The sequence below is a fragment of the Clostridium sartagoforme genome, assembly GCF_039521405.1.
Lineage (GTDB): Bacteria > Bacillota > Clostridia > Clostridiales > Clostridiaceae > Clostridium > Clostridium sartagoforme.
Genome location: NZ_BAAACH010000008.1, coordinates 160,294 through 182,349 on the forward strand (window position 1 = coordinate 160,294; position 22,056 = coordinate 182,349).

Here is a 22,056-nt window from a genome sequence, read left to right on the forward strand (position 1 = left end):
TAAATATGTAGATAATTTTTGAGTCTTCCCTTAGAATATAAGTATATTAAAATAATGTGCTAAGGAGGATTTTTATGAAAAAAGTTAGATATAAATTAATTATGCTTACTGTTTTTATTTCACTTGTAACAGCTATAATTGTAAGTGTTACAATAACTTTTAGAAATATACAAACGGATGATAAGCTTTTGAAAATTCAAAAGGAGAATTTGAATAATGATTATGATGAAAGAATTAAAGAGCAAGTAGAAATTGCGATATCTATGATAGATGCAATTAATGAGAAAGCGAAAAATGGAGAAATTACTATTGATGAAGCTAAAAAACAAAGTGCGGATTTATTAAGAAAATTGAAATTCGGAAAAGAAGGATATTTTTGGGCTGATAATATTGATGGAACTAATATTGTTCTTTTGGGTTCAGAGACTGAGGGAACAAATAGATTAGACACTAAAGATAGTACAGGAAAATATATAATAAAAGAAATTATTGAAAATGGCAAAAAAGAAGGTGGTGGGTACACAGATTATTGGTTTCCTAAGAGTGGAGAAACAGAGGCATCACTTAAAAGGGGATACAGTAAATTATATACTCCATACAATTGGATTATAGGTACTGGAAACTACATAGATAATATAGATGAGGTTATATTAGAAAGAGAATACATATTAAAAAAGGATTTTCAAGTAGGAATGATAATTAATATATTTATAGTTATAGGGGCATTGATTATAGCCGTTATGTTATCCTTAATAACTAGCAAACAATTAACAAACCCATTAATTAAAATCAAAGATTTTGCAGTAAGATTATCTGGATATGATTTTAGTGATCCAATTTATATAAAAAGTAAAGATGAATTTGGACAAACAGCAGAAGCTTTAAATGAAGCACAAGAAAATGTAAAAGTATTAGTATCTTTAATAGTTGACGAATCTCAAAACATAGGAGCATCCTCAGAAGAACTTTCAGCAACAGTAGAAGAGTTATTTTCTAAAATTGTAATTATAGATGAAGCTATAGAATCAATTACATCTGCTATTCAAGAATCAGGTGCTGTTACAGAAGAGATAAGTGCCTCTATCGAAGAAGTAGATTCAAGTATAAATGTATTATCTGGTAAGTCTATGGATGGAAGTAACATATCAAATGCTGCAAAGGAAAGAGCTTTAGCAGTTAAAGATAATAGTAACAAAGCTATTGAAGAAACTAGAGAAATATATAACGAAAAGAAAGAGAAAATGGAAAAAGCAATTGAAGCAGTAATGGTTGTAGAAAGTATAAAGGTTATGGCAGATACTATTGGAAATATAGCAGATCAAACTAATTTACTTGCATTAAATGCAGCAATTGAAGCAGCTAGAGCAGGGGAACAAGGTAAGGGATTTGCTGTTGTTGCAGATGAAGTAAGAAAGCTTGCAGAGCAGTCATCTAATGCAGTAGGAAATATTCAAGAAACTATTTTAAAAGTACAATATGCATTTAAAAATAGTATTGAAGCAGGAAGTGAAATATTGGAATTTATTAATAGCAATGTAAATATGCAATTAGATGCGTATGGAGAAACAGGAGCTAAATATTATGATGATTCAGAATTTGTAAGCCAAATGTCAGATGAAATTGCTGCAATGTCTGAAGAAATAACAGCTACAGTTGGACAAGTTAGTGAGGCTGTGCAAAGTATGGCTGAATCCTCTCAAGAGTCTAGTGAAAAAGCAGAAGATATAAGAGAAAGCATGAGAGAAACTACAAAAGCAGTTGAACAAATCGCAAAGACAGCTCAAAGCCAAGCAGAACTTGCTCAAAAGTTAAATGAAATGGTACAAAAATTTAATATATAATCTTTAAGGGAAGTCCATTGACTTCCCTTAATTTAACTTTTAAGTTTCCATAATTTCATCTCAAATTATTATATAATCCTTTGAATTTAATTGCTAAGATTGGAATTTGTGAATCAATAAAGTATATCTTTATTTAACATAACTTGTATTATTTTATAAGTAGAGGTAAAATACCTATGGACAACATATGAACAAAGTATGAAGAAGGGGATGAATATAATGTTTAAAAGTTATATTAAAGACATTAAAAATGAATTCAAGGGATATGGTTTGTTAAATTTCAAACAAGATATAATGGCAGGAATAACTGTTACAGCAGTTGCATTACCACTAGCATTAGCTTTTGGGGTTAGTTCTGGAGCAACAGCAGCAGCAGGATTAATAACAGCTATATTATCTGGGGTAGTAATAGGGGCACTATCTGGAGGATCTTTTCAAATATCAGGACCAACAGGAGCTATGAGTGCAATTTTAGTTGCATTATTTCAAAAATATGGACTAGAAGGTGTATGGATAGCAGGTGCGCTTGCAGGCATTATTCTTATATTAGCAGGTATATTTAAATTAGGTAAGATTGTTTCATATATACCAACACCAGTAATAACTGGCTTTACATCAGGTATTGCATTAATAATAGCAATAGGGCAATTAGATAACTTTTTCGGAGTTTCAACTAAATCATCTGAATCAGCAGCAATAAAAGTATTGAATTTTCTTAGTACCCCATTACACCCAAATTGGTATGCTATCTCAATTGGGTTGTTGGTTGTTATTATTATGATGATATGGCCTAAAAAATTTAATAATATAATTCCATCATCTTTAATTGCATTAATAATAATCTTGGTAATAAATATGATATTTAAATTACCAGTAGATATAATTGGTGATATACCTCAAAAGTTACTTTTAGATGACAGGCTTCATATTACTTCAATAAACTTTGAAATTGTAAAAAGCGTGTTAGTACCAGCTATAAGTATTGCAGCATTAGCAATGATTGAAAGTTTATTATGTGGTGAAGTTGGAAAGAAGATGAAAGGAGATACTTTTGATGCAAATAGAGAATTAATTGCACAGGGAGTTGGTAATTTTATAATACCTTTCTTTGGAGGAGTACCTGCAACTGCAGCTATTGCAAGAACAAGTGTAGCTATAAAGTCAGGTGCGCAAACTAGGTTAGTGAGTATGTTTCATTCTGTATTTTTAATGTTGTCAATGTTTTTATTAGCACCAGTGATGTCTAGTATTCCATTATCAGCACTTGCAGGAATTCTTATGGTAACGGCTTGGAGAATGAACGAATGGGAAAATATAAAATACATATTCTCTAAAAAGTTTAAAGGTGCAATATTAAAATTTTTAATAACTATGTTTGCAACAGTAGCACTAGATTTAACTCAAGCAATATTAATAGGAGTAATATTTTCTAGTTTATTATTTATAGTAAAGATTGCAAATATGGATATATCAGTAAGTGAAGTAGATGAAAAAAGGTTAGATAATATAGTATCAAAAAGTAATAATTTATCAAGTATTAAAGTTATGTATTTTACCGGCCCATTATTTTTTGCAACAACAGAAAAATTTAAAAAGGAAATTTTATCAATAAGAGATGCTAAAGTTATAATATTATCAATGAGGGGAGTTCCGCTAATCGATACATCAGCACTGCAAGCATTATCAGAAGTTATTGAAGAAATAGAAAGTAGAGGCTGTAGAATTATGTTATGTGGTCTGCAGCAGTCTGTTAAAGATATTATTGATAAATCAGGATTTGAAGAAAAATTAGGCAGTAATATGATTTTCTGGAGTGCAGATCAAGCAATTAAAAGTGCAAAAACAATAGTAGCGTAATTATATATCAAAGAATAAATAACATAAACTAGCTGAAATTTAAGTAAGCTAGTTTATTAGTTTTATAATAAAGATTAAAAATATATTGCATAAAATGTTTACATAATATCAAAATATTGTAAAATATAAGTAAGGGCGTTAGTTATTTTATTTGTGGAGGTGATGTTATATAAAATCTTAAAGATTATATCTTAAAGATAAAAGTTAAGATTGTGATAGACGGAAGATAAATAATTTTTTAGTTGGTATAAGGGAAGGGATAATATGTATAAAGATTTCAAAAAATTCTTATCACTGTTTATTGTTACACTAATAATAATGACTATTACGCCAAGTTCAAAATTTAAAGCTGACACCAACATAGCTGGTAATGGAAGATTACTTGTTGGTTATTGGCATAATTTTGATAATGGAGCTGGAATTGTTAAAATAAGAGATGTAGATCCAGCATGGGACGTAATAAATGTTTCATTTGGAGAAACTTATAGCGATAGAGCAGTTGTAGAGTTACATCCAGTTTATAATGAAAAGGAGTTTATAGCTGATATCGATTATGTACAAAGTAAAGGTAAGAAGGTAGTCTTATCTTTAGGTGGTGCAGAAGGTACAATTCAAATTCCAACAGATGCCGCAAGAGAAAAGTTTATGACATCACTTACAGGTTTAATAGATAAGTATGGATTTGATGGAATAGATATTGATCTTGAAGGTGGAAGCGGAATGATACTTCAACCAGGAGATACAGACCTTAAGAATCCTATTACACCTCAAATAGTCAATTTTATTAAAATTATTAAAGCTTTAGTTGCAAAATATGGAGATGATTTTATTATAAGTATGGCTCCAGAATTATCATACGTTCAGGGCGGAAACACTGGTTATGCAACTAATTGGGGAGCATATCTTCCGCTTATAGATGCAGTAAGAAATGAACTTGATTATCTTCAAGTTCAACATTATAACTGCGGAGGTAATATGGCTCTTGATGGAGTTACCTATAATCAAGGAACAGCTGATTTCCAAGTTGCTATGGTAGAAATGCTACTACAAGGTTTTCAGACAAGAGCATCAAAAAACAGCTTCTTTGCTCCATTAAAGCAAGAGCAAGTAGTAATTGGTGTTCCAGCATCACAAAAAGGAACACTAAATCCAAATTCAGGATATATTCCACCAACAGAAATGCTTAAAGCTTTAAATTATTTAATAAAAGGACAATCCTATGGTGGTTCTTATAAAATGATTGGAGAAAAGTATCCAAATTTAAGAGGAATAATGGCTTGGTCAATAAATTGGGATAATGTAAATAATAAGGAATTCGTTAAAAGCTATAGACCATTTTTTGATTCATTATCACCAATAGTCCCAGAAAGACCATCACTAAAAGCGCCATCAATTAAAGCTTCAACAGTTTCTAATAAAAACTATTCATTAACTATTGATGTACCTGCTTATAATACTGCAATATCATATGAATTATTTGAAGATGGTAAATCCATAGCAACAGGTACATTAACATCAGGATTAACATCTAACCAAGTAGTTAAAAGAGATTTTATTAATAAGAGTTATGGAACCTATAATTATTCAGTAACAGTTAAGGATACAGCTGGGGTAGCTGTAACTTCAGCAAATTGTGTTGTAGAAGTTAAAGAAGTTGAAGTGCCATCAATACAAGAATGGCAACCAGGAGTTAGTTATAAAATAGGAGATAAGGTGACTTATCAAAGCAAAACTTATGAATGTATATTTACTCACACATCAAATATAGCTTGGATACCAGGAACAGTTCCTACTTTATGGAAACAATTATAATACTATAAAAAATTAATATTTAAAGTTTGGTATAAGGTAGCTAACTATATTTTTATAGTTAGCTACTGAAGCTAAACTATGGATTAATGAAGAGCAAGTAATAATAACAATTATAGTCCCTTTTTATTATAAACCAGTGTATAATAAATTCTATGAACTTTATAAATAGTTTCTAGAAGGGATGAATATACTTGGATAAATCGAAATTTTATACTAATAGGATAAATATAATTATAATTTCAGGAATTTGTACATTTTTATGGGGGAGTGCTTTTCCTGCTATAAAAGTAGGATATGAAATATTTAATATAGCAAGTAGTGATATTGGTTCAAAGCTTATTTTTGCTGGATATAGATTTTCCTTGGCAGGAATTTTTGTATTAATAATAAAATTATCAATAAAGCAAAGTATCTTTAATTTATCCATTAAAGATGTAAAAGAAATTACTATATTAGGATTCGTACAAACAACTTTTCAATATATATTTTTTTATTTAGGAATGACATACACAACTGGAGTAAGAGGTTCAATTATAAATGGAACAGGTACTTTTTTTAGTATTATATTGGCACATTTCATATATAAAAATGATAAGTTAAATTTAAGTAAGATTTTAGGTTGTATAGTAGGATTTACTGGAGTTGTAATAATAAATATTGGAAAATCTTCTGTCTTAGAAGGAGGATTTTCTCTTAGAGGTGAAGGATTTATAATGCTTGCAGCCTTTATGACTTCAGTTTCAGCAATATATAGTAAGAAGATAAGCCAAAATAAAGATGCATATACTGTAACTGGATATCAATTAGCAGTAGGAGGACTAGCTTTAATATTAATAGGACATTTATTAGGAGGAAATCTTTCAAACTTTAATGCTAAATCTACTTCATTATTAATGTATATGTCGTTATTATCATCAGTAGCATTTGCATTATGGTCACAACTTTTAAAATACAATAAAGTCGGAGTAATTTCTATTTTTAATTTTCTAATTCCTATCTTTGGAACTATACTTTCAGCTATAGTACTTAAAGAAAACATATTTGATATAAAGATATTTGTAGCTTTAATATTAGTTTGTGTTGGAATTTATTTAGTATATAAAAAGAAGGATATTTTATAAATAAAAAAGCTTGGAGAAGAACATGGAAAAAAGTAAAGAACTTTTATTAATACGATATATATCTTTTATTATTCTGATAGCTCAAATTTTCATTGAGGAAGGAAACACAGGCATTTTAAGTATAATATTTGTTTTATTATTTATACTTAACAATAATCTTAGAATATTTCATTTTAGTAATGATAAATTAATTATTATCTCAATGATTATTGAAATAATAATATCACCAATAGCCTGTTTAAACTTTGGAGGAAATATTTTATTTTACTTAATAGGATTAATAATAGATGCATTTACATTAAAATATAAGAAAATAAAGTATATATTTATAGTTTTAATATCTTTGATAGCATTATCTATCAGAAGCAATAAAAGTATTGAAGAAGGTTTTGTTAATTTAGTTATTATGTTTATTTTTATAATTCTTTTGAATTACATATCAAGATTATATAGCACAAAAAATGAAGCACAAAAATTATATGACAAACTTAAAATGTCTGAAGAAAAATTAATTGAAGTAAATAGCCAGTTGGAAGAATATCTCACTTCAATAGAAGAGCTAACAGTACTTAAGGAGAGAAATAGAATATCTAGAGAAATACATGATAGTGTTGGACATTCTTTATCAACAGCTATGATTCAACTATCTGCAATGGAAAGTATAGCTAATAAAGAAGGAAGTATGTTAAGGAATATGGCAAGAAACTTAAGAGAATTTATAAATGAAAGTTTTCAAGATGTTAAAAAGGCAGTAAGTGAACTTAAGTCTGATGATTATGATAATTATAGAGGAATAATTAGAATCCAAGATTTGTGCAAGAATTTTGAGAAAATGTCAGGAGTAGAGGTAAATATTACTTTATCAAAGGGAAATTGGACGCTTTCTACAAAGCAAAGCAGCCACTTATATAGAATAACCCAAGAAGTATTATCTAATGCTTTAAGACATGGAAAATCATCCAAAGTTAAAGTAATTATAAACTTTATAGAAAATGAGGTTGTAATATCTTTTAAAGACAATGGAGTAGGAACTGATATTATAAAAGAAAGTGGCTTTGGGCTTAAAAATATAAGAGAAAGAGTTGAAGAAATAGGTGGAACAATTGATATGAATTCAGAAGTTGGAGCGGGATTCTTTATAAAACTTGTAATTCCAAAAGAAAGTGAGAGCTGAAATTATGAAAATAAAAATATTAATTGTAGATGATGAAAAATTAATTAGAGAAGGCTTGAAAATTATGCTTTCAACTTTTGATGATATAGATGTTATTGGCACTGCTGAAAATGGATATAAAGCTTTAGAAATATGTAAAAGTAAAGAAATTGATGTAGTTCTTATGGATATAAGGATGAAAGATTGTGATGGCGTTATGGGAACTAGACTTATTAAGGAGCAATTTACTAAGATTAAAGTTATAATATTAACTACTTTTAAGGACAAAGAATATATTCAAGATGCATTGAAGTATGGAGCATTTGGATATTTATTAAAGGATAGTTCTCATGAAGTTATTTATGAAGGTATAAAAACAGCTTACATGGGAAACATGGTTGTTCATCCTGAAGTTGCAAATGAAATTCTTATTAATAGTAATTATAGTTTAAATAATAAGGAAATAGGAAAGTATGATTTTTCAGATAAAGAAATTCAAATTATCAAGTACATCGCTGAAGGATTAACAAATAAAGAAATTTCAGAAAAGCTTTATTTATCTGAAGGAACTATAAAAAATAATATTACAAACATATTATCTAAATTAAATCTTAGAGATAGAACACAAATTGCAATTTTTGCATTTAAAAATAGAATAGTGACTTAAGTCATTTTGATAGTGACTTATAGTGATGGCAAGCCCCCTAGCTTTATCTTATTATATAATTAAGAAAAGATTAGGGGGCATTTATATGAATATAATAGAAGTAAAAAATGTTACAAAAAGATTTAATGATAAATTAGTTTTAGATAATGTAAGTTATGAAGTTAAGAAAGGAGAAATATTTGGATTTATAGGACCTAACGGAGCTGGGAAATCAACACTAATAAATATAATGACTAGCCTATTAACCCCAGACAGCGGAACTGTTAGAATTTGTGGTTATGATATTTTGAAGAATCCAATAAAAGCTAAAGAATGCATAGGTTATGTGCCGCAAGATATTTCATTAATAGAAGAGCTAAATGCTTATGATAACTTAGAGTTTTTTGGTGCATTATATGGCTTAAAGGGAAAAGAGCTTAAAGAAAGAATAAAAGAAGCTTTAGAAGTTACTGGACTTTATGATAAGAAAAAAGAAAAAGTAAAAAAATTTTCAGGTGGAATGAAAAGAAGACTTAATATTGCAGCAGCCATTATGCATCATCCTAAAGTATTAATAATGGATGAACCTACTGTTGGAGTTGACCCACAATCAAGAAATCATATATTTACTTTTACAAAAAATATCTGTACAGAATGGGGAACAACTGTTATATATACTTCTCACTATATGGAGGAGGTAGAGGAGTTATGCAAAAGGGTTTTTATTATAGATTTAGGTAAGGAAGTGGCTTATGGAACTAAGGAAGAAATTAAGACTTCTGTTTTTCCTAATAACAAGGTAATAATAGAAGGAAGTGATATTACAGGAGAAATTATTTTGAAAATAGAAAAATTAGTTGGAGTAATAAAGGTTAAAGAGCAAGAAAGTAATTTATTTTTAACTATAGATTCAAACTTTAAACTTCATAATGTATTGAGTATTATAGAGGAATATGGAATTAATATAAAAAAGATAAGTTATGAAGATGTAAGGCTTGAAGATGTATTCTTAGCCTTAACAGGAAAAATGCTAAGAGATTAGAGGTGAGATAAGTGAAATTAATATATTATACGAAGACGACTTTAAAAGGAATGATATCTAATGGGGTTCTAACAATCTTATATTTTATACTATTTCCAGTTTTATTAGCATCTTTCATGGGATTTTTTCAGAAAGCAATTACGGAAAGTCCATTAAAATTGAAAACTTTAAAGGTACAAATAAATGATATGGATAATAGTAATATGTCTAAAGATTTAATAGCATTTTTAGAAAGTGATGATATGAAAGAACTTGTTTTAATAACTGATAAAAAAGCAAATATAGAAATTTTGATACCAAAGGGATATGAGAGTAATGTAGTATCTTTAAAAGGTGGAAAAATAAATATAAATAAGTTAGGAGAAGGATTTAATAACTCTACAAATACATTAAAAACTATTTTAGATAAATATCATGAAGGTCTTTATATTAATTTATCTGGTGGATCAAATAAAAATTTGCAGACAATTACAGAAAATTCAGTAGTTGAAAAGATTGATATAAACTCTAAAAAATCATCAACTACCTATGAAAAAATGGCTGCATCAATGATTTCTTTTGTAATTAGTATGCTTATTCTTGGACTTATACAATCTAATTATACAGAATCAAGTATAAATTTTGATAAAAGAATAAAATCAACACCTATAACTAAAAATCAATATTTTTATTATGATTCTTTTGCTTTACTTGTATATTCAACTATAATCATTTCTGGATATGTATTTTTCTTTAGAATTATAGGAATAAGCTTTAAAGGCAGTATCTTTCCTTTAATTACATTAATTTTAACTACATCTATTTTAGTAGTTTCAATAAGCAAATGTATTTATACTTTCTTTGGAGCTGTATATGGTAAAGTTGTTGGGATATTAGTTTTTACATTTCCTATATTAGGTATGGTAGAAACCTTTACTGGAGCAGGAGCTGAACTGAGAATTTTAGATCCAACTCATTATATTTCAAAACTTTTTACTTTATACAATTTAAATGGAAATTTTAGTTTAAATAATAAGGATTTAATATTAATACTTTGCTTTTCACTAATATTATTTATGATTTCAGTGTTAAAAATAACTTTATCTAAGGGGGGAAGAAGATGCGCTTAATAAGATTAATATTAATTAATTTAAGAAGAAATTTAAAAAGTCCAGTTATTTTAATGATGACCTTTCTTCTTCCTATGGTAGTTTTATTTGGAGTAGTTGGTCCGAAATCTGATGATCCATCTTTAGGTAAAATAGGAATATTAGATAAATCTCCAGGAAAATATTCGAAAGATTTAATAAATATATTATCTGAAAAGTATGATATAAAAGAGCTAAAAGGAGAAGTAGAAGATAATTATAATGATTTAAGAGATAAAAAATTAGGCGTTATATATGTTATAGACGAAGATTTCGAGGAATTTATAGATAATGGTGAAATGCCTAAAGTAAAATGTTATAGTATTGAAGCTGACATTGGAGCAGTTCTTGGAGATAATATTATAAGTGATTATGTTAATAATTTACTTAAAGAAGGTATAAATGATGGGCTTAGCACTAATACGGTAACAACTATAATAGTAGATAAATTTCAAGAAAATAAAACTGATTATGTTATGGCTATTCTTATGATATGCTATTTTATGATGATAGGAGGTTCTATATTAATTGATGATATAATTAAGCTTAAGGCACAGAAGGTATTAAGAAGAACAATATCAACCGGTAATTCTGATAAAGTAATTTTAGGCTCCTTATATCTATCAGCATTTATTCTTCAAAGTTTAATAAGTTCAATAACTTTAATTTTAGCAATTAAATTATTTAAAATACAAAACTATAATTTAGGTGAAGGAATATTAGTTATAACTTTATGCAGTTTAGTTACTACATCATTAATTGTATTTACTACTAGATGGTTAAAAAATCAAACTATAGCAAGTTTAGCAGTTGTAATCTTTGGATTATTATCCTTTGGACTTGGAATATTTGGTGGAGGCATAGAAGAATTTGATAATGTTCCACAGATAATAAGTAGTTTAAGTATAATATCACCTTTTTCTTGGTTAATTCAAATTATTAATGAAGGGAAAATATTAATTCCAATTATAGTAATAATATTAATGTCAGGAGTATTCTTTACAGCAGGAAGCTTTAGACTTAGAGATTATGTTAAAGAGTAGTAATAGACACATTTTTAGTTATTTGCTAAAATGTAGTGAATAAAACTTATGGAGGGGAATTAAAATGATTTCTAAAAAGCAACTTAAAGATGAAATAATAACTTATGATATAATAACTTACAAAGATGAAGATGGAAAGCAAGTAGAATATGTTGAAGTTATCTTAACAGATAGAATTATTGAAGTTTATATGGATATTAGGGAGGTTAATATAGGGCTTATAGCAAACAAAATTATAGAAGATAATTTATATAAATAGATTAATAGTATTGGAGTTGATAATTTATGAGAAAATTTAATAAATATCTTAAATGGGGATTATTAGTAAATTTAATATGGTTAGTATCAAGTCGTTTCAATTTACTTCCAGACTTTATAGAAGGCTTTTGCGTTGGGCTAGGTATTGTTCTATTATTAAATGGAATTTATATTGAAAGCCATAATTTAAAAAAGTTAAAGAAATATAAAAGAAATTTTTTAAATAAGATAAAGTAAAGATCTAAATTGTAGATATAAAGGCTAAGGTAAATAGATATGATTATTTCACATATTCTATTTATCTTAGCTAATTTTTTATATTTATTATTTATAATAAAATACATATGTTAGAAAAAATTAAGAAATATATTTTAAATTTGTAAGAGCTACATGTTATCATATAGTTAGTAAAAATTAACAAAGGTTTTAAGGGGATATTAAATGAGTTATTTATTTAAATATTACAGTAAGCAATATGATAAATTCATGAAGATATTTCATTTAGATAAAAATAAAGAAATAATAAAGGTAATTAAGGATGTTAATAATTTAGATATTTTAGATATAGGTGGAGGTACAGGGACTCTTTCAGATATTTTAATAAATCTAGGTGCGGATGTAACTATTCTTGATCCAGAAAAAAAAATGACTAATATAGCTAAGGTGAAAAATAATAAAGTTAAAATAATTAATGGATATTCAACTAATATAGATTTGAAAGATAATTCATTTGATTTAATTATAATGAGAGATTCATTTCATCATATAAAAGATAAAGAAGAAACTTTAAAAGAATGTAATAGATTACTTAATAATAATGGCAAAATTTTAATTTATGAATTTGATAGAACACATATAGTAACTAAACTTATATGTTTTTTTGAAAGAAGTTGCTTTGAGAAGGTTAAAATGTTATCAAAAAATGAAATGAAAAAGTTGGCTTCTAGATATTTTAATAATGGAGAAATAATTGAAATATCTAGCTATGAATATATATATTTAGGAGAGATCTTGAAGGGTAGTATAAATCCTTAGATAAAAAACAGCTATAAAAATCAAAGGGGTTATTTTATGAATGTATTAAAAGGGCTATATAAAATTATAAACTTATTTTTATGTAAAAAGTATACAAATTTAAATGATATAGCAAATTCCTATACAAGAGTAAGTGAAAATTACAACAAGTCTTTCTTAAAAGAAATGCACAAATACAATAAAGAAATGTTAAATAAAGTTATTATAAGGTATAGTGATGATAAAGTTAACTTATCACCTAATATTCTTGATCTTGCTTGCGGGACAGGCTTCAATAGTAACTTTATAAATTCAAGAATCAAGAACTCAAAATTTACTTTAGTAGATATATCAGAAGGGATGCTAAATCAAGCGAAAAACAACTACAGCTTAAATGCGGAGTTTATAGAAAATGATATGATATCTTTCCTTAAGAATTCCAAAGATAATACCTTTGATATTGTTATATGTGCCTGGGCAATTAAATATCAAAACCCGCATGAAATTATAAAGGAAGTTTCTAGGGTTTTAAAAAAAGATGGGTATTTTGCCGTAATAGTTAACTTGAAAGATACATTACCAGAGGTTAGAAAGATATATCCAAAACTTATTTTGAAAAATTATACTAAGGTAAATAGAATAATGAAAGAACTTCCAAATCCAATTAGTCATAAAAGCTTTAGAAGATGGTTTGAAAAAGAAAACTTTAAGAAATTAGAAATAGCAAGTGGATCACATAAGTTTTCTTTTAAGGATACTAAAGATTTAGTTTTATTTATTACATCAACAGGAGCTCTAGCTGGATTCGATGCTATGGTGGATATGGAAGATGAAAGTATTAAAGATTCAATGATTAAACTATTTAATGAAAAAAAGATTAATACAATTACTCATAAATATGTTTGGGGGATTTTTAGAAATGATAAGTAATGCAATTCCAATTATAAAAGCAATGATAAATAATAACGTAAGAAAAAATTTCTTTTATATACATATGCGATTTAAAGAAAGCAAAAATTATAAGGCCATAAATATTATAAAATGTGGAATGAATGTTATAAAAAATGATAGACTGGTTATTCATAATGGTAATTTTGTAGTTAACTCATTTTTACCACCTTTAAATAGTATAGCTTATAAAAGTATTGTAGATGCAGTTCCAGGAGAGAAGGCTGAATTCTTTTATAATCATACTACAGGAAGAAGGCTGGCTCCAATTTCTACTTATATAGCTATTACAGGAAGATGCATGTATAATTGCTGGCATTGTAGTGCAAAAAGATTTATTAAAGATAAGGAAGATAAATCAAAGGAAATGACAACCAATGAAATAAAAGACATTATAAAATCACTTCAAGATTTAGGTGTTGGAATAATTGGGTTTACAGGTGGTGAACCTCTTCTTAGATTGGACTTAGAGGAAATAATAAGTAGTATTGATAACAGAAGTATTTCTTATTTATTTACAAATGGGTATTCATTAAATATTAATAAAGCAAAAACACTAAAAAAAGCAGGACTTTTTGGTATAGGAATAAGTATAGATAGCATATATAAAGAAAATCATGATAAAAAAAGGGGTTATAATGGAGCATATGAAAATTCAATTTCAGCGATAAAAAACTCTAAGGAAGCTGGACTTTATACTATGGCACAAACTGTATGTACAAAAGAAATGCTAAAGAGTGGGGAAATATATAAATTAGGTAAGTTTTTAAAAACATTAGAAGTAGATGAACTTAGAATTCTAGAACCTATACCATGTGGATCCCTTTTAGTAAATTCAAATGAAATATTTTCTAAGGAAGACAAAGATGAACTTATTGATCTTCATATAGAATTTAATAAAGATAAAAATTATCCTAAGACATCTGTTTTTCCATATGTTGAATCAAAAGATCAATTTGGATGTGGAGCAGGGGTACAACATTCTTATATAGATAATGAAGGAAATTTTTTGCCTTGTGACTTTGTTCCAGAAGCATTTGGAAATGTTCTAAAGGAGGATATAAAAGATATATGGGATAAAATGCATGAGAAATTGGGAAGAGCTAAAACATATTGTTATGCAAAAAAGTGTGATAAATGCAGTGAAAATGATTTACCTAGGTACTATAAGTTACTTAGAGGAGAATAATTATAAAATATCAATTTAAATACTAGGATAACCTATGCTTAGTATATAAAAATATCCTCAAAATGTAAGATGGAGAAACTATATGAAAGCCTATCTGCTTAAGTTTATACTAAGTGGGTAGGCTTTCATATAGTTATATTAAATCATTTATAACCATAGAAGATTTTTAAGTAAGTAATAAGAATATACAACTTTGAAACAAGTATTATTTAATTTATAAACATTTATTTTATATTATTAGTAAATAAGGAAATTAACATAAAGAAAAATTCATAAGCACAATAACACTCAATAGGTTACATAATTAAATTAAGGATTATATTTGCTAATTAAAGATAATTAAACTAAAATTTATATATAAAAATATTGATAAATACTATAAATCATTAGACAATAAAAGGAGGTTATATTAGCAGATGAAAATTTGGGAAAAAATATTTATATATTCTATATTACTATTTATTTTATTGTTTAATGGAGCTGGAATAATAATAATTGAAACTATATATAATAGAAATTTAAATGTTGTAATAACAACAGGTTTAAATGAGTACGAGGCAGTTAAAAATTCTATATACCCCAATATGGATATTGTTAGTACTGATAATTTAGAAAGCATAGATAAACTTGAAGGTTTACTTAGGGAGTTCGTATATAGTGGAAATAGTATAAAGAACATAGAAGTATTTAGTGAAGATAACCAGAAAATTATTAATATTTCAGAAGTAAAAATTAAAGAAGAAAGGCAAGAAGTAGTAGCTGCCAATTTAGATGAAGAATTATTTATTATTAGAGATGTGAATAGTAGAAAATTATTATTCATAAGTTCAAGGATTAGAATAAATAATTTAGAATATAAAATAGTCTTAACTAAAGATATTACATTTATTAATGATGATAGATTATCTAATTATAAGTTGTTTTTAATGTTAACAAGTATAATCACAATATTACTAGCCATTGGAATGTACATAATTTCAAAATTAATAACTAATCCAATTAAATACTTGATAGAAGTTTCAAATAGCATAAAAAGTGGTGAATATTATAAAAGAGCAAAATATGATGCTGATGATGAGTTTGGAATTTTAGCTGAAAACTTTAATTCTATGATTCAAGTAATAGAAGAGAAAATTGATGAACTTAAAGAAAATAGTAACGAAAAGCAAAGATTTATAGATAATCTAACACATGAAATAAAGACTCCAGTAACATCCATAATTGGATATTCAGAATTACTTCAAAAAGATAATATTAGTGATGAAATCAAATTTAAATCGTTACAGTATATAAATTCTCAATCCAAAAGATTAGAAAAATTAAGTTCAACCCTTACAAAATTAATACTAATTAAAAATAATGATGCTGAAAAAAATAGATTTCTAATTAAAGAAACTATAATAAAGTCTATAAATGATTTAAGATACAAAGTAGATAATAAGGAGATAGAAGTAAATATACAAGTAGAGGATAATTATATATTTGGAGATAAACAACTTATTGAAGTTTTATTAAGTAATTTAATAGATAATTCAATAAAGGCATCTAAAAAGGGAAAGAAAATTAGAATATATGGTAAAAACATAGAGGATGACAAATACCAATTGCAAATAATAGATGAAGGGATAGGAATATCAAAAGAAAATTTAAAAAAAATTAAAGAACCATTTTATATGGTAGATAAATCAAGAGGCGTGGAAAAAAATAATATGGGGCTAGGGCTAGCTATATGTAATGAAATCTGTATAAGAAATGATATAAATTTTGAAATTTATAGTGAAGAAAATAACGGAACAGCAATAACATTAATATTTAAAGGAGTGAATTAAGTGGGAAAGAGAATTAGATTAGGCATATTATTTATATTAATTTGTATGTTACTATTACTTATTAAATCATTATTCACTTCTTATAATGAAAATGTTATATATTCAGACAAAATAATTCCTGAATATAGTAATAATAGTTTACCTAATAATTATGTTTCTAGGGAAGAAGCAATAAATAAAGCATTAGAAGTATTAAAAAATGGCTTTTCGATAACATTAGATAGAGAGAAAATTTATGAGGACATTCAAATATATAAGAAAGATAAAAAAATGGTATGGATGGTAAACCTTGCTAATAAGAGTGAGTCAGAGATTAATCAAAAATATTATTGTGAAATATTAGTAGAAACAGGTGAGATATTAAGTGTAGGAAGATCTTATAATATAGATAATAAATTAAGTGAAAAAGATTATCTAACTATGGATTATAAGATAAGTGATATTAATCTAGATAAATTTAAGGAAATCATCAAACCATTAACTGACGAATTACACATAACAATTAAAGAAGAAAATATTAATATAAGCTATAATCATAGGGGATTAATTTATTTAGAATTATTTGAAGTCAGTGAATCAACAAAGGGTTATTCATTTCTTGTAGATTATGAAAATAATAATATAATTAGTTTTTATAGAGAGGCAGTTTGATGATATGAAGAAAAATATAAAAATACTGGTAGTTGAAGACGATATTGCCATTAGAGATTTAATATCAATAAACTTAGAGATTTATGGATATAATGTTATAACAGCAGAAGATGGAGAAGATGGAAAAGAAAAATTTGATTCTAATGAAATTGATTTAGTTCTCCTTGATGTTATGCTTCCTAAAATAGATGGGTTTGAATTAATTAGTATTATAAAGACCAAGGATATTCCCGTGATTTTTATTACAGCTAAAGATTCAGTAATGGATAGAGTAAAAGGATTAAGATTAGGTGCAGATGATTATCTAGTTAAGCCTTTTGAAAGTATAGAACTTTTGGCAAGAATTGAAGCTGTGTTAAGACGGTATAATAAAAATGATAATAATGACAAAAGTTGTGATATTATTAAGTTTAAGAATATTGAAATAGATATAGATAAAAGACTCATAACCTTAGATGGTAATCAAGTAGATATAACTTTAAAAGAATTTGAATTAATAATACTATTTCTAAATAATTGCAATATTGCATTATCTAGAGATCGAATATTAGACAAAGTATGGGGATATAATTATTATGGAGGAACTAGAACTGTAGATATACATATTCAAAGATTAAGAGATAAGTTAAATTTGAAAGATAATATAAAGACTGTATATAAAGTAGGCTATAGATTTGAAAAGTAAATTTCATCTATATTAAAACTATATAAATAATATTTTACAACTTTGATACAAGTAATATATTATAAAGAAAAATTCCCTTGTTATATTAAAGTACGAAGGGAAGTGATTAGTATGGCTAAATTTAAAAAAAGAAGAATAAGAAGAATCATATTATTAGGGATAACTTTTATTTTATCTACGATTATAATCGAAAAGTTTATAAAAATACAGAATATAAATAATAAGCAAATAAATATATCGAAAGAGGAAACTAACTTTGAAAGTAAATCTGTAAATAATATTAATAATACAAAAAGTATTATATTGGTTAATAAAGATTTTGGATTAGAGAAAGGATATGAACCTGAAGATTTAGTAGAGATAGAAGTAAAGTCTAATAAAGAAATTTTATTAAGAAGAGAAGCAAATGAAAATTTGGAAAGAATGTTTGAAGATGCTAAGAAAGACGGAATAAATTTATTAGCAGTTTCAGGATATAGATCATATGAATATCAGGAGGATGTTTATAATAATGAAGTTTATAACAATGGAAAAGAGTATGCTGATAAGTATGTAGCCAAGCCAGGATATAGTGAGCATCAAACTGGTCTTGTAGTTGATGTTTTGGCAGTTAACTATACAAAGATGGACGAAAATTTTGAGAATACTAAAGAATGTATGTGGCTCCATAAAAATATTCATAAATACGGATTCATTCTTAGATACTTAAAGGGAAAAGAAAATATTACGGGCTATAATTATGAACCATGGCACATACGTTATGTTGGTACTGAGCATTCACTTAAAATAAAAGAAAAAGATTTAACATTAGAAGAGTATTTAGGTAAAAGTTAATATTACTTATTATTTAAATATATATATAGACAATTAAAATAAAAGAAGGCCTATAGAACTTTGTAGTTATTATAAGGTTTTATAGGCTTATCTAAAGTTATTAATTATTTCTTCATAGTTTCAAGTATATTAAGTAATAAATTCACAGTGATATTATATCCTTTATAGCATATTATGTATTATATGGTTAAGTCTTGACCTTCTGATAAATAAATTATTGTGAAGTTGTGGTGATAGAAATGAGTAAAAATAATTGTAATCCATTTGCAGGTGGAAAAGTACCCCCTTGTAGCGCTTTTTTAGGTAATACTAATCCAATAATTAAAGATGGACAATTAATTTTCACAAATGATAATAGAGTTTTTTATTTTATAAGAACAACATCCAATACCAGCGATTCAAGTAATAATTCTCAACTTGGCACTTCAAATGTACAAACAAATTTACAAATTAGCTTAACTACATTTTTGGTAGGTTTATATATAAATGAAGTACAGCTTGGAAATATTAGTCACTCTAAAAAAAATACAATACATAATGATATGGCGGCAAATGACTTTATTAATAGCACACTTGAAAATAATCCAGAAGTAAATGTTGATTATACACCATCATTAGTAATTGTTGTATCTAATACAAATGCTATTCTTTCAATATATACTAATACAATAAATATTACTCCATTGAATTACTATATATTATTTATATTGAATAGATTAGAGAATCATCCAGGCTTATTTTTTGGAAATAATGCTTATGCAACTGAAGATCCAATAAACTTTAGTTTAGCAGCTTTAGCACTTAGATTTCCTTTTGATTAAATAAAACTTCAAACTATCTTTAAGTATTCTAATTAGTATGACACCAAGAGAATTACCTAGTTCTGAAAAAGCCTTATTTTATTAATATAATTTAAAATTTTAAAATCTCGCTATAATGCAATGAAAAAGATAATGATTATACAGAAATAATTATTAAAACTCCATATATTAAAAATTCCATTTTGAATTCATTGTTACTGTCTAAATAGTACTTAAGGTAAAAGAATATACATAAAGCAAGAACTAGAATTGCTATAAGATATGCTATAATATTAAGAAAAGAAAATATAACTACATTATAGGGGGATAACATGAGTGGAACAATAATAACAGCATTAATTTCATTTGTATGTACTAATGTCGATGATATATTTATACTTATGCTATTTTTCTCGAAAATAAATAAAAGTATAAAAGTATATCATATAATTTTGGGACAGTATTTAGGTATATGTGTTTTACTTATAATAAGTATTATAGGAGCTTTAGGGATATCTATAGTTCCACCTAAATATGTAGGGTTGCTTGGATTATTCCCTATATATTTAGGTGTAAATGAATATTTTAAATATAAAAAAGAAATTAAAAAGAATGAAAGTGAAAATCAGAAAGAAAAGCAAGATACAGATTTAAATAAAATAACAGAAAACTATAATAATAGTATAGCAATAGTTATAAAAAAAGTTATCAATCCGAGTGTTTTTAAAGTAGCTAGTGTGACTTTAGCAAATGGGGGAGATAATATTGGAATATATATACCACTTTTTTCAAATATGAATTCAATAGAAATTTTTATAACAATAATAACATTTATTTTTCTTATAGCAATATGGTGCTATATTGCTAAAACTTTATCAGAATATAACTTTATTAAAAAAAATATTGAAAAATATAAGCATATAGTTATACCAATAGTATTTATAGGGTTAGGAATATTTATAATGGTAGAAAGTGACACAATACCATTAATATATAATAAAATATTTTAGTGTAACAAAAAATATAAATTTTACCAAGTTATTTGAAAAGTGAAAAATTAAATACTATTTCTATATTAAAAAGACAAATAAGAAGTTTTAGAGGAGATATTAAAAATGGTACATACAACATTGAAGAAATTATGTGATTATCCTGAATATTTGGAAAAGGCAGCTTGTTGGTTCTCAGAAAAATGGTGTATTTCAGTTGACGCGTACAAAGAAAGTATCCAAGAATGTATTGATTTAAAAATGGGAGTACCACAATGGTATATTGTTTTAGATGATAAAGAAGAAATTATCGCAGGAGCAGGAGTTATAGAAAATGATTTTCATGACAGAAAAGATCTAAAACCTAATTTATGTGCTTTGTTTGTTGAAGAAAAATATCGAAATCAAGGAATAGCAAAGTATATTTTAAATTTTGTCAAAAGAGACTTAGGGAATATAGGTATTAAAAAGCTATATTTAGTAACAGATCATACAAAATTTTATGAAGAATGTGGCTGGGATTTTCTAACGATAGTAAATGGAGATGGTGGAAATCTTCAACGAATGTATATTACTTCTACATCACACTAAGGTTTAATGGTTTAAAATATAAAATAACTAGAAAGGGAATGTAATGTTATGGAAATAAAAATAATAGATCAAGATTTTTCAATATGTAAAGTCGAAGATTTATCACAAATAGATTATTCAAATGAGTTTTGCTTTATTAGTAAGACAGACGAAGAGTTATCAATAGTATGTAGCACAAAATTGATACCAGCAAATGTGATTCAATGTGATAATGGATGGAGGGGATTTAGGATACAAGGTATATTAGATTTTTCTCTTATAGGAATTTTGTCAAAAATATCTACATTATTAGCAGAAAATAAAATTGGAATATTCGCGGTATCAACTTATAATACAGATTATATATTTACTAAGGAAGTAAACTTTGACAAAGCAATAAAAATCCTTAAAAGAAATGGATATATAATAAAAAATTAAGCAAAAGCACTTATTATGCTATTGCTTAATTTTTTATTAAAATTCAAATACACATATTAAATAGTGAAATAAATATATTTATATTTCTTTTAAAATTAGGAAAATAACTTTTTTCATATTTAAAAAGAAATTATAATACCTGTAAGCGGTTCAGAAAATAGCGTATTTTAAAAATAAATAAATTACTATATAGTTAAAAGGAGCTCGCA

At 26.3% G+C, this 22,056-nt stretch carries 22 protein-coding genes; all 22 read left to right on the top strand.

The window, feature by feature from the left end; translation table 11 throughout:
* Nucleotides 1-74 precede the first annotated feature (74 nt).
* The 22 genes from ABDZ60_RS03030 to ABDZ60_RS03135 all read left to right on the top strand — a co-directional run bounded on the left by ABDZ60_RS03030 (nucleotide 75) and on the right by ABDZ60_RS03135 (nucleotide 21,847).
* Nucleotides 75-1,841: a methyl-accepting chemotaxis protein gene (locus tag ABDZ60_RS03030; RefSeq protein WP_343775906.1), complete on the top strand. Its 1,767-nt coding sequence runs from the start codon at nucleotides 75-77 to the stop codon at nucleotides 1,839-1,841.
* A gap of 219 nt (nucleotides 1,842-2,060) precedes the next feature.
* Entirely contained in the window at nucleotides 2,061-3,698 is a 1,638-nt protein-coding gene (locus ABDZ60_RS03035; protein ID WP_343775909.1) for a SulP family inorganic anion transporter, read from the top strand.
* Nucleotides 3,699-3,962: 264 nt separating this feature from the next.
* Nucleotides 3,963-5,510, top strand: a complete 1,548-nt coding sequence (locus tag ABDZ60_RS03040; protein ID WP_343775912.1) for a carbohydrate-binding protein — start codon at nucleotides 3,963-3,965, stop codon at nucleotides 5,508-5,510.
* 191 nt (nucleotides 5,511-5,701) lie between these two features.
* On the top strand, nucleotides 5,702-6,631 hold the full coding sequence (locus ABDZ60_RS03045; RefSeq protein WP_016207615.1) for a DMT family transporter: 930 nt from the start codon (nucleotides 5,702-5,704) through the stop codon (nucleotides 6,629-6,631).
* Between the two features lie 22 nt (nucleotides 6,632-6,653).
* A complete protein-coding gene (locus ABDZ60_RS03050; protein ID WP_016207616.1) occupies nucleotides 6,654-7,805 on the top strand; it encodes a sensor histidine kinase in 1,152 nt (383 codons plus the stop codon).
* 1 nt (nucleotide 7,806) lies between these two features.
* Nucleotides 7,807-8,451, top strand: a complete 645-nt coding sequence (locus ABDZ60_RS03055) for a response regulator transcription factor (RefSeq protein ID WP_040436767.1) — start codon at nucleotides 7,807-7,809, stop codon at nucleotides 8,449-8,451.
* Between the two features lie 85 nt (nucleotides 8,452-8,536).
* On the top strand, nucleotides 8,537-9,472 hold the full coding sequence (locus ABDZ60_RS03060) for an ABC transporter ATP-binding protein (protein ID WP_016207618.1): 936 nt from the start codon (nucleotides 8,537-8,539) through the stop codon (nucleotides 9,470-9,472).
* 11 nt (nucleotides 9,473-9,483) lie between these two features.
* Complete coding sequence (locus ABDZ60_RS03065; RefSeq protein WP_047001413.1) at nucleotides 9,484-10,581, top strand: ABC transporter permease; 1,098 nt, start codon at nucleotides 9,484-9,486, stop codon at nucleotides 10,579-10,581.
* The gene (locus ABDZ60_RS03070) at nucleotides 10,572-11,642 is read left to right on the top strand and encodes an ABC transporter permease (RefSeq protein ID WP_343775918.1); all 1,071 of its coding nucleotides are present in this window, start codon (nucleotides 10,572-10,574) and stop codon (nucleotides 11,640-11,642) included. The genes ABDZ60_RS03065 and ABDZ60_RS03070 overlap by 10 nt, the downstream gene beginning before the upstream one ends.
* A gap of 64 nt (nucleotides 11,643-11,706) precedes the next feature.
* The gene (locus ABDZ60_RS03075) at nucleotides 11,707-11,901 is read left to right on the top strand and encodes a hypothetical protein (protein ID WP_016207621.1); all 195 of its coding nucleotides are present in this window, start codon (nucleotides 11,707-11,709) and stop codon (nucleotides 11,899-11,901) included.
* A 26-nt stretch (nucleotides 11,902-11,927) separates the two neighbouring features.
* Nucleotides 11,928-12,137: a hypothetical protein gene (locus ABDZ60_RS03080; RefSeq protein ID WP_016207622.1), complete on the top strand. Its 210-nt coding sequence runs from the start codon at nucleotides 11,928-11,930 to the stop codon at nucleotides 12,135-12,137.
* A gap of 204 nt (nucleotides 12,138-12,341) precedes the next feature.
* Entirely contained in the window at nucleotides 12,342-12,935 is a 594-nt protein-coding gene (locus tag ABDZ60_RS03085; RefSeq protein ID WP_052953957.1) for a class I SAM-dependent methyltransferase, read from the top strand.
* A 36-nt stretch (nucleotides 12,936-12,971) separates the two neighbouring features.
* Nucleotides 12,972-13,844, top strand: coding sequence for a class I SAM-dependent methyltransferase (locus ABDZ60_RS03090; protein WP_047001412.1), 873 nt, complete (start codon nucleotides 12,972-12,974; stop codon nucleotides 13,842-13,844).
* The gene (locus ABDZ60_RS03095) at nucleotides 13,834-15,051 is read left to right on the top strand and encodes a radical SAM/SPASM domain-containing protein (RefSeq protein ID WP_343775924.1); all 1,218 of its coding nucleotides are present in this window, start codon (nucleotides 13,834-13,836) and stop codon (nucleotides 15,049-15,051) included. The genes ABDZ60_RS03090 and ABDZ60_RS03095 overlap by 11 nt, the downstream gene beginning before the upstream one ends.
* A 416-nt stretch (nucleotides 15,052-15,467) precedes the next feature.
* Entirely contained in the window at nucleotides 15,468-16,880 is a 1,413-nt protein-coding gene (locus ABDZ60_RS03100; protein ID WP_343775927.1) for a sensor histidine kinase, read from the top strand.
* Nucleotides 16,881-17,531 (top strand): hypothetical protein, encoded by a 651-nt coding sequence (locus ABDZ60_RS03105; protein ID WP_343775930.1) that lies wholly within the window; start codon nucleotides 16,881-16,883, stop codon nucleotides 17,529-17,531.
* 4 nt (nucleotides 17,532-17,535) lie between these two features.
* Nucleotides 17,536-18,216, top strand: a complete 681-nt coding sequence (locus tag ABDZ60_RS03110) for a response regulator transcription factor (protein WP_047001408.1) — start codon at nucleotides 17,536-17,538, stop codon at nucleotides 18,214-18,216.
* Between the two features lie 111 nt (nucleotides 18,217-18,327).
* Nucleotides 18,328-19,050, top strand: a complete 723-nt coding sequence (locus ABDZ60_RS03115) for a M15 family metallopeptidase (protein WP_343775934.1) — start codon at nucleotides 18,328-18,330, stop codon at nucleotides 19,048-19,050.
* Between the two features lie 239 nt (nucleotides 19,051-19,289).
* Nucleotides 19,290-19,871: a hypothetical protein gene (locus ABDZ60_RS03120; RefSeq protein WP_016207629.1), complete on the top strand. Its 582-nt coding sequence runs from the start codon at nucleotides 19,290-19,292 to the stop codon at nucleotides 19,869-19,871.
* A 311-nt stretch (nucleotides 19,872-20,182) separates the two neighbouring features.
* Complete coding sequence (locus ABDZ60_RS03125) at nucleotides 20,183-20,860, top strand: cadmium resistance transporter (protein WP_343775937.1); 678 nt, start codon at nucleotides 20,183-20,185, stop codon at nucleotides 20,858-20,860.
* 105 nt (nucleotides 20,861-20,965) lie between these two features.
* Nucleotides 20,966-21,430, top strand: a complete 465-nt coding sequence (locus ABDZ60_RS03130; RefSeq protein WP_016207630.1) for a GNAT family N-acetyltransferase — start codon at nucleotides 20,966-20,968, stop codon at nucleotides 21,428-21,430.
* 48 nt (nucleotides 21,431-21,478) lie between these two features.
* Nucleotides 21,479-21,847, top strand: a complete 369-nt coding sequence (locus ABDZ60_RS03135; protein WP_016207631.1) for an ACT domain-containing protein — start codon at nucleotides 21,479-21,481, stop codon at nucleotides 21,845-21,847.
* Nucleotides 21,848-22,056: the final 209 nt, after the last annotated feature.